Source organism: Salinivibrio sp. HTSP, assembly GCF_003390965.1.
In the GTDB taxonomy this organism is placed as follows: Bacteria; Pseudomonadota; Gammaproteobacteria; order Enterobacterales; family Vibrionaceae; genus Salinivibrio; species Salinivibrio kushneri.
On sequence record NZ_PXUD01000103.1, the window covers coordinates 1 to 8,850 of the forward strand.

Genomic DNA, 8,850 nt, shown 5'->3' on the forward strand with positions numbered 1-8,850 from the left:
ATTTAATATCGACATATGGTTTAACATTGATCACGTTTAAAAGACGTACTATGATAAATTCATACTGAAATGTAATTTAGTTACACATAAGGAGCGTGCTATGTTATCCGCGATTAAGGAACTTTTTACCCCTCATAAAGACTATGCTGGCCGAAATATCGACGCTGTTATCGATCGATTAGCGGCGCAAACCGGGACAGAGGCCCATGCCTGGTCTTACCTCCGCGAGCAAGCCGTGTATGAAAACACGCTCAATGGTATGCGGGTATATCCTCATGAGCTCAGAAAGTACGCGGCCTAGAATAAACCGTGACGAGTACACCAGCAGATTTTGCGTCGTGTTACTGAAAGGTTCGTGCTAGACTCCACGCCATTCAGTGTGTCTGGGCGGGAACGCGGGCACACGCTTCTTGTTTGTTGAGTCTGTTATGCCATTTAAAAAACTAGGGTTAAGCGCCCCGCTTTGCCAAGCCATTGCCCACCGCGGTTTTACCACGCCAACGTCCATTCAAGCGAAAGCGATTCCGATCATCCAACAAGGGCATGATCTAATTGCGGCAGCGCAAACGGGCACGGGGAAAACCTCAAGTTTTATCTGGCCCATTATCGATAAATTATGTTCGGGTGAAGCGGGACGAAAAAAGCGCGCTCGCGCACTCGTCGTCGCCCCCACTCGCGAGCTGGCCCTGCAAGTTGAAGAGAGCGCACGTCAAGACAGCCAGTTTACGGCGCTAAAAACCTTGGCAATGGTTGGCGGCATGGACGAGCAGGCACAAAAGCAAGCCTTGATCGAGGGCGTCGACATTTTAGTCGCTACGCCGGGACGGTTGCGTGATTTACTCAGCCAACGTGCCGTCTATCTAGATGAAGTAGAAGTGCTGGTGCTGGATGAAGCCGATCGCATGCTCGATATGGGCTTTATTGATGCCATTCAGAATATTCTCGACCGATTGCCGGCAAGCACGCAGTGTCTGCTGTTTTCTGCCACCTTGTCTAATAAAGTGCGTGATCTAGCCAAAGCAACCATTGGTGATGAAGGCAAAGAAATCAGCATTGCCGCGCGGGATGCCTCTAAAGACAACATTACTCAGTGGTGTATTCCAGTCGATAAAGACAAGAAGTCCGCACTACTTAGTCATTTGATTAAAGAGAATGACTGGACGCAAGCGTTGATTTTTATCGAAACCAAACATGGCGCCGCCAAACTCGCCACCCAGCTGGAAAAACGTGGCGTTGCCGCTGAAGCTTTTCACAGTGGACGCAGCCAAGCCGTGCGGACCCAATTGCTGGAAGACTTTAAAAACGGAGACATCCAATTTTTAATTGCCACCGGTGTCGCCGCACGCGGCATTGATATTGAGTCGCTCGAGCGCGTGGTTAATTATGATCTGCCCTTCCCGGCCGACGAGTACGTCCATCGGATTGGCCGTACCGGCCGTGCCCGTGCTCAAGGCGAAGCGATTTCACTGGTATCAAAAGACAACACCAAAAACTTGCGCATGGTTGAAGCACGTCTCGGGCACCCACTTGAACGTCGCATCATCGAAGGCTTTGAGCCCAAAAAGCCGGTGCCGCTGACTGCGCCCAAGTGACGAATACGTAGACTATGATTGCAACAAAATAAAAACGGCGAGCCTCATGCTCGCCGTTTTGTTTGCTTTATGCCTCAGTCAGTGTTTGCCACAGCGCCTGCCATGCATCTGGGCGGCGATAGTATTGGCTCACCGTGATGGCTTGCCATTGACCGTTTTGCTCCACCAGCATGGATGGAAAACCGCGCAAGCCATGCGCTGCCATCAATTGACGAGTTTGATTCACCGCGGGCATCACGTCATGCTCGGCGCCTTTCATCGCCTGCTGCCAAGCCTCTGCCTCTATCCCCATCTCACTGGCAAGCTCTGCGAGCGTGTCGGCTTCATAGACGGAGCGACCTTGCTGATAATGGCCACGCTGGATGCGTTTCAGCATCTCTGCACCCTGACCATCAAGCTGCTGGGCAGCGAGGATGGCTTGCGCGGTCATAAAGGAGTCCAAAATTACCGGCTGGTCGCTTGCCACGCGGTCAAGATAGGCTTGACCAAATGTCTGTCCGGTTTGATCAGCAATGGTCTGATCTGCGGCCAAGATGTGTTGACGAAAGCTGTCTTCAATCGGCGCACGCTCACGCATACCACCTGGATGAAGCTGCAAGTTAATCTCAGGGTTGTTACTTAGGCTTTCTATCAAGGTGGCGGCGCCGAAGCACCAGCCACACATTGGGTCAAAAATATAGTGGACGTTTACCATTCCATCTCTCCCATGTGCACTTTCGCACCAATTTCCAAAGCCATCGGCAAACCGGCTTTCGGATATTTCGCTTGCATGGTTTTTATCAACTCAGCACTGTCTTTGCTGTTGGCTTTCGCCTCGGCAAAGTCTTGCAAATACTGCTGGGCAAAGGTGATGGTGTCAGCGTTTAGTGCCGTGCCTGCTTTCATATGGCCTGGGATCACCACTTCAGGTTTCAGTGCTGCCATTTCTTCTAGTTGTGCGGCCCAACCTTCACGTGCTTGGTCGGATTGTGCGTCTGCCATCCAAAGGTGAACATTGCCATACACAGCGACGTTACCGAGGATCGCTTTGTTGGCTGGGATCCAAAGATACGGACGGTGCGCCAACTCGCCTTTCGCGCCGCGAATTTCAATTTTACGGCCATCCAGTGTCAGTGATGAACGGGTATAAGCAGCTGGCACCACAGGGTTTTGCGGGGCATTGTCACCCATTTTTGGGGCCCAAAATGCCATTTTTCCGTCCAGTTTTTCTGCAATGGTGGTGCGCACTGCCGGTGTGGTGATCACTTTTGCGTCAGGAAACATGTCGTGCAGCACTTCCGCACCAAAGTAGTAATCTGGGTCAGCTTGGCTAATAAAGATAGTGGTTAGCTCTTTCCCAGAGTCCAACACTTTAGCGGCAATACGTAGCGCGTCTGCTTTAGTAAAGCCCGTATCAACCACCATGGCTTCGGTTTCGCCATACACCAAGGTTGAGTTTACGTGGAAGCTGTTACCATCCGCGTTATACACGTCTAGGTTCAAGGGTTCAGCATTATTTGCTGCCATTGCGCTACCGGTCAGTAATAAAGAGGCAGCTAGGGTTTTTATCAATTTCATCGTCATGCTCCATTGTTTGCATTCGGTGTTGAGATGCTGTGCAGTTTACGGGCTCGACTTGTTCAGATATATAGCTAATAATTTACATCATTATTTCATAATTCGAGCATGTAAACGGGTCATCCCGCCTTACGAACGGGTGGCTCTTAAGCATAGATGAGATTGACATGGACACACTGACTGCCGCCCGCGTATTGATTGATGTAGCCCTTACGCAAAGTTTTACCGCCACTGCCGAGCGTCTCGAGATGTCGCGCCCGATGGTGACTCGCCATGTCGAAGCGCTGGAAGACTGGTTAGGCGTGCGTTTATTGCAGCGCACCACGCGCAAAGTATCGTTAACCTCCGCTGGCGAGCAAAGCTTGCCACAACTGGAACAATGGGTTGAGCAAGCCAATGCTTTGACACAGCAATGGCAGCAAGAGGCGGGCTTGACTGGCAAAGTGCGGGTGGCCACCAGTATGTCGTTTGGCTTTGCGCAACTGATCCCTGCAGTAAAACCCTTTATGGCCGCTCACCCCGGGGTCGATGTGGATATTGAAGTACAGGATAAGGCGGTCGATTTGATTGCGGAACGGATTGATATTGCCATCCGTATTGCGTCCAACCCGGATCCCTCCCTAATTGGTCGCCCGATCGCCGCGTGTGATTCCGTCTTGGTGGCGGCACCGGATTATTTAGCCGCCCATACACCAATCCGCTCACCGGAGGATCTCACCGCGCATAGCTGTCTCAGTTACAAACAATTTGATCGGCCAATTTGGCATTTAGACAAAGGCGAGGAACACGCCGCAGTTGAGGTGCAAGGTAAACTCTCAGCCAACGAGGCGACTACCTTACTCAGTGCTGCCATTCAGGGCATGGGCGTGAGCATGCAGCCGGTGTACCTAGCTCATAGTGCCATTGCGCGAGGTCAGCTAGAGGTAGTGCTCCCCGATTGGCAACCCAAGGCAATGGATATCTACGCCTTATACCCGTCACGTCGCAACCAACCACCAGCAGTGCGTGCATTGCTAGATGCGCTGATTGCCCACTTCGCAGATAGCGAGTGGGCACCGGTTGTTATTTAGTGAGAGCAGCAATTTAGTAAGAGAAAAAGCGCGCCGGCTTAATCAGATGATTTTGCTTGCGCGGCATGATAACGCTGGGCTTTAACCAGCCATTTATCAAGCTGGTTGGCAAAGGCTTGTTTTTGCTGCGGACCAAGCGGAGCAGGCCCGCCGGTGTGCACGCCGCTACTACGCATGGTTTCCATAAAGTCGCGGATATTAAGCCGGGCGCGGATGTTTTCTTTGGTCAGCAATTCACCGCGGGTGTTAATCACCGTCACGCCCTTTTCAATCACTTCATCCGCGAGCGGAATATCTTGGGTGATCACCAAATCGCCCGCCTTTACCTCGGCAACAATTTGGTTGTCCGCCACATCAAAGCCCTTTTCTACCTGACGTGCGCTGGCATAGGGCGACGGCGGTAAACGAATAAACTGGTTGGCAATAAAGGTGGCTTGAATATGTGTTCGGTGTGCCGCGCGGACTATCATCTCGCGCATCGCGACCGGACAAGCGTCCGCATCTACCCATATTTGCATGCTGGTTCTCTTAGCGTTAGCGTCAATGCCTGCATTAAACCCCAATTCACCGCAAAATGAAACGTTACCTCTGCGTCGTATTCGTGTTTAGCTCGGGCACGCAGATAGTTGTCGGTCTTGGTTGCCCACTCTCAAACTGAGCCAGCCAAGCCGTTAAGCATGGCATCACACCATCGGCGAACGCTGCCTCCCCCTGCCACCAAATCCGTGCCAGTGTTAACCAGCGGTGACGCTTACTGTGCGCATTGGCGATGTTGTCGGTGCGCAGTAGGCTGTGATCGGCATGTTCAAGCACACGCACGTGATAAAAAGGCAGCGGCGCGTTAGCAAACAGTTGATGATAGGTTGAAGCGGTTTTATCCGAATCGACATAAGCATCCTGCGCACCAAACAACGCTAACATGGGCACGTCGAGATCGGTAAAATCCGCGGTCACATCCGAGGCCCAATTACGTTGTACAAATTGCCAGAAGGCCTCGCTCATGGGCGCTTTGTCATCCTGATTTATATGGTCTAGATACTGCTGATACGACGCACCGGATTGGATCAAAGCATCCACTTTCTCTTCGGCAGCTTGCTCTGCCGCACTCTCTGACTCACTGTATCCGGTGGCTAATCGCCGTTGACGTCCAGAATACTGGGATTGCGCCATCCAATTGACTGCCCCGCCGACACTGATCAAAAAGTCGATGTTTTCGACTTGGTGCGCCACCTTAGGGATCACCCAGCCAGCTTGGCTAAAGCCCATCAACCCCAGCTTGCCATCCTTTAGCCCCAAGGTTTGGCGCAAATAGCGAATCGCCGCCGCGACTTCATCGGCCCGATCTTGCATCGATTGCGACCGCCAATCCCCGCTTGAATCCCCCACGCCCGGCTTATCCCAAGACAACGCACACCACCCATTCGCCGCTAACACTCGCCAAAGTGGGAGGTAATAACCAAACGCATCGGTCGGCACGTCACCAGAGCCATGCACAAACACCACGCACTGATGTGGCGTCTCATTACCTTCAGGTAAAATTAACTCACCGGCGAGCTGATTATCGCCGGCGTTAAAGTGAATGGCTTGACGCTGCAGCCCTGCGTTTGGTTCATCCATGACTATCACCACAAACGCGCCTATCAGCACCAGCGCTATTAAACTTCGCTTTAGCCACTTCATCCCCTTTCTCCCTCCACCCAATTACCGCTAAAAGGTGTATAAATAGCCGGTATTGAACGACCACAGCTCGTCTCTATCAACAATCGGGCTGTCTGATACCTCATCGCCATAGTGGCGATAACTCACCCCTAACAAAAGATGATGCGCACGGCCAAGCGTGTAATAGAGGTTGAGATCAGATTGAAGCATGCAGGTTTGATCAGGTTGATAAGTCGGTCGGCCGGCTTTGGTATCTTGCGCTGACACGCCGACATAATAACGACTCACCGCGCGACCCACACAAGTCAGTGACACTTGAGGGTCAAGCACCCACTGGCCTTGTTCCATCGGCGCGCCATAACGGGCCACTACCGCGCCGCTATTATGGTTGTTCGAGATATCATGATGATAGCCCAGCTCAAAGTAGCCCACCGATGTTATCCAGCCCGTGGTTAGATTAGCGGTATACACCTTATCAAGGCTTTCCATATCCTTGAGGGTTTTGCTCTCACCGCGGGCGTGGTCGCCAAACACATCGTCGCCCACACCCGCCGACACATACCAGCTGTCGCCCTCGGCCAGATATACACCTAGGGTGTCGTTGCGATAAAAAATTCCCTCCCATTGCGCCTCAACCACCAGCTCGATGTCTTGGTCATCTTCGCCATCTGTATAAATCGACGGCTCGGTATAGCCAACCAACCCGACGGTCAGATAATTATCCCCAGACACGCTGTTGGTTTGCGCGTGTCCAACCCAAGGCATCAAGGTCAAAAGTAAACAGATGAGCGTAGCAAATGGATTCACCGGCGATTCTCCATAATGGCGAAATAGTAACTGAGAGTTCGCCCTTATCTTGAAACAACCAGTATTAAGAAAACCTTAAGGCTCGTCCCTCAAATTGTGTGCGGCTTCCCAATTGATAATCGCCCTCGCCATCTGAGCGTCGCACTGAAATTCAAAATGCCAGTTGAGCTGACCGGCAATACGCTCAACAAGTTGTAGACCTAGACCAAATCCGATCTGATTTTCGTTCACGCCTGAATCGATGGGGTTAGCAATCGAAAACTGCCCGTTGGTGATCTTAATCTCAATCACGCCGGACGCACTGTAGGTGAGCGCATTGCGAATCAGGTTGGTACTCGCAATACGAAACAATTCCCTCTCGATACAAATAGGATCACTGTGATTATCGATATGGACGGTCACTGACTTATGCGCAGCAAGATACGCCAGCTCATCCACCAGGGTTGCGCAGAGCGAGCCAAGGTCGACCTTTGATTGGCGAACCTTATCTGGATGTTGCCGTGCCAGCCAAAGCAGTGATTCAGACAGTGCCATCATATTGGCGTTGGCACGCGAGGCGCGCTGTAATGCCGGATAACTGGCATCCTTGTCATCGATGCGCAGTGACAAGGTATCCAAGGAAGCCTGCATAATCGCCAAGGGGGTGCGCAGTTCATGGCTGGCATGCTTTAAGAACTGCTGTTCCCGTTGGTTATACTCACGCACCTGTTGCAACGAGGCCATCAAATGGTCGGCAATTTGGTTAATCTCACGTACCGAAAAGCGCACATTGATAGCTTGATCTGGGTGGGCTTTTACTCGCGCCGACCATGCCACCAACTCTTTCAGTGGCTTCAGTGCATTGTTGAACAACAGCCCAATCACGGTGACAAGCACCAGCATAAAAGCGGCAATTAACACACTGGCATCGGCCAAAGAGCGCTCGACAATCATGGCGGCTAATGCCTCGATTTTTTCAGCCGCTTCAAATTCAACCAGGTATAACCCTTGCGATAGGTGCTGGTCGGAGTACAACAAGTAGCCATACTCACGCGTTCCACTGTCATTAATGCGTTGTATTTCAATTGGATCATCGGGCTGTATCGGCTTCGAGGAAAACAAATCACGCACCGATTTTGGGATAGCCTGCCAATCTCGATACGCACTAACAGTGTCGCTTTGGGGCAATGGATAGTTAGGATCGGCGGCCAGCTTTTGCTCTAGCTTGATAGCATCGAGCCGCATGTAGTTTTTGCCTGCCTGACTGATTTGATAAAAACTAAACACGGTGACAAGCGCCAATAATCCGATAAAGACCGCCACCGCCATCAACAAAAGCTGGCGGCGCGATTGTGCCGCGAGGCTTCGAACAGGACTTTGGCTCATACAGGCGGAGCCTCAGAAAGGGACAAACCAATGCCGACATGGGTGTGGATCAGCGTTTTAGCAAAGGGCTTATCAACCACTTTACGCAAATGGTGAAGGTGCACGTTAATGGTCCCTTGCCGCACATCCTCACTAGCCCAAATCGCTTCTTCAATATCGCTTTTGGACACCACAGTGGGTGAGCGGCGCGCTAACAACACTAAAATATTCCAGCCGATGGGGGTCAGTTTAAGCGGCGTGTCACCGCGCGACGCGATATGCTCTTTGGGATAAATCGTCAGATCGGCAATGGTAATACATTCTCGCACCGGGTGATGACGCCGATGCAAGGCCTGTAAACGTGCGAGCAACAAGGGCATGGTGCAAGGTTTGACCACATAATCATCCACACCAGCACGAAAGCCCTCAAGCTGGTCGGTTTCCGCATCACACGCAGTCAGCATTAACACCGGGGTATCAATGCCCTGTTCGCGCAGCTCACGACAAACCGCCATACCCTGTGTTTTGGGCAGCATATTATCGAGTATCACACAGTCAAACGTCTGCTGGCTGGCAAGCTGAATACCCGTTTCGCCGTTATAGGCAAAATCACAGTCGATATGATGCAGCTCTAAATATTCTGAAATCGCTAAGCTGAGATCGTGGTCATCTTCAATGATGAGTATTTTCATGCGGCGTGCTCTTCTATCCGTGTCGTTTTTAATCTACACGAATCCATTGGATAAAATACACCCCACTCTCTTGATCTCGTCCGATACATCGAGTAGGGTGAGGCGTTGCCGCCTCATCCCTCTCACAGA

10 protein-coding genes are annotated in these 8,850 nt (G+C 51.6%); 3 read left to right on the top strand and 7 right to left on the bottom strand.

Features of this window, described 5'->3' with window-relative positions:
* Positions 1-100 precede the first annotated feature (100 nt).
* Both C7A19_RS14565 and C7A19_RS14570 read left to right on the top strand, forming a co-directional pair.
* Complete coding sequence (locus C7A19_RS14565; protein WP_069363105.1) at positions 101-301, top strand: hypothetical protein; 201 nt, start codon at positions 101-103, stop codon at positions 299-301.
* Positions 302-428: 127 nt separating this feature from the next.
* Positions 429-1,592 carry a DEAD/DEAH box helicase gene (locus C7A19_RS14570; RefSeq protein ID WP_116645258.1) on the top strand — a complete coding sequence of 388 codons (1,164 nt, stop codon included), beginning with the start codon at positions 429-431 and terminating at the stop codon, positions 1,590-1,592.
* Between the two features lie 67 nt (positions 1,593-1,659).
* Here C7A19_RS14570 and C7A19_RS14575 read toward each other — a convergent pair whose 3' ends face one another.
* On the bottom strand, positions 1,660-2,286 hold the full coding sequence (locus C7A19_RS14575) for a DsbA family protein (protein ID WP_116645259.1): 627 nt from the start codon (positions 2,284-2,286) through the stop codon (positions 1,660-1,662).
* Positions 2,280-3,149 carry an MBL fold metallo-hydrolase gene (locus C7A19_RS14580; RefSeq protein WP_077659005.1) on the bottom strand — a complete coding sequence of 290 codons (870 nt, stop codon included), beginning with the start codon at positions 3,147-3,149 and terminating at the stop codon, positions 2,280-2,282. Before C7A19_RS14580 ends, C7A19_RS14575 begins: the two co-directional genes overlap by 7 nt.
* Before the next feature lie 167 nt (positions 3,150-3,316).
* On the opposite strand from C7A19_RS14580, the gene C7A19_RS14585 reads away from it, so the two are divergent.
* Positions 3,317-4,219 carry a LysR family transcriptional regulator gene (locus tag C7A19_RS14585; RefSeq protein ID WP_116645260.1) on the top strand — a complete coding sequence of 301 codons (903 nt, stop codon included), beginning with the start codon at positions 3,317-3,319 and terminating at the stop codon, positions 4,217-4,219.
* Between the two features lie 38 nt (positions 4,220-4,257).
* Here the strand turns inward: C7A19_RS14585 and C7A19_RS14590 are convergent, their stop codons facing one another.
* The 5 genes from C7A19_RS14590 to C7A19_RS14610 all read right to left on the bottom strand — a co-directional run bounded on the left by C7A19_RS14590 (position 4,258) and on the right by C7A19_RS14610 (position 8,721).
* Entirely contained in the window at positions 4,258-4,737 is a 480-nt protein-coding gene (locus tag C7A19_RS14590) for a YaiI/YqxD family protein (RefSeq protein ID WP_116645261.1), read from the bottom strand.
* A 64-nt stretch (positions 4,738-4,801) separates the two neighbouring features.
* Positions 4,802-5,899 (bottom strand): alpha/beta hydrolase family protein, encoded by a 1,098-nt coding sequence (locus C7A19_RS14595; protein WP_116645262.1) that lies wholly within the window; start codon positions 5,897-5,899, stop codon positions 4,802-4,804.
* 27 nt (positions 5,900-5,926) lie between these two features.
* The gene (locus tag C7A19_RS14600) at positions 5,927-6,685 is read right to left on the bottom strand and encodes a MipA/OmpV family protein (protein ID WP_116645263.1); all 759 of its coding nucleotides are present in this window, start codon (positions 6,683-6,685) and stop codon (positions 5,927-5,929) included.
* Positions 6,686-6,760: 75 nt separating this feature from the next.
* Entirely contained in the window at positions 6,761-8,050 is a 1,290-nt protein-coding gene (locus C7A19_RS14605; protein WP_116645264.1) for a HAMP domain-containing sensor histidine kinase, read from the bottom strand.
* Complete coding sequence (locus C7A19_RS14610) at positions 8,047-8,721, bottom strand: response regulator transcription factor (RefSeq protein ID WP_077459105.1); 675 nt, start codon at positions 8,719-8,721, stop codon at positions 8,047-8,049. The genes C7A19_RS14605 and C7A19_RS14610 overlap by 4 nt, the downstream gene beginning before the upstream one ends.
* Positions 8,722-8,850: the final 129 nt, after the last annotated feature.